Raw genomic sequence first — 653 nt, 5'->3', positions numbered from 1 at the left:
GGTTGTGGCTGATGGTTGCAAACCGCCAAACGGCGTCGGCAATCAGGAAAAATTCTCCGGCTATCAGTCCGTATTGTCCGGCGGCATGGCCGGGCAGGGCGACGGCAATCAAATCGGCGCTGATGCGGTAGCCTTGTTCAAATGGGTAAAACGCTTCGTCAAGGCGGACTTCGGGCATATCTTCGATAAAGCGGGCGCGCTGCGGCAGGTCTTGGGGCAACAGCTCGCGCAGGAAGCCTTGTTTGACTTCGATGATGCGGTTGGTCAGGCTTTCGGGTTTATCGGTACGGTAAACAAAATCGTAGGCGGTACGGGAAAGGATGATTTCTGCATCGGGGAAGTCTTTGAGTCCGGCAATATGGTCGGCGTGCAGGTGGGACAGGAAGATTTGGTTGATGTCGTGCGCGGCATCGCCCAAGCGTTCGCGTATGGTCGGTTGGCTGAGGGTGACGGGCGTGGTCAGCGCGTAAAATTTTTCGGGAAAGCGGCGGCAGGCTTCGAAAAAGCGGGGCGCGTAGCCGGTATCGAACAGCAGGTTGCCGCCTTGGTGGGTGATGTGGGCGGTCATGGCGGGAAAGGCGGCTTTACGCAGGCTGCCGCCCCGTTCGACCATACATTCGGGATGGGTGCAGTAGCCGGTGTGGTAGAAACGG

General features: G+C 58.5%; 1 protein-coding gene. It reads right to left on the bottom strand.

Annotation, left to right across the window (positions count from 1 at the left end; translation table 11 throughout):
* A partial coding sequence (locus tag ACTHUR_RS14990; protein WP_440399399.1) for an MBL fold metallo-hydrolase occupies positions 1-653 on the bottom strand: 653 nt, incomplete at both ends.

The organism is Neisseria sp. P0021.S007 (assembly GCF_051956855.1).
The sequence above is the reverse complement of the archived record's forward strand: the minus strand, read 5'-3'. Positions and strand labels throughout refer to the sequence as shown.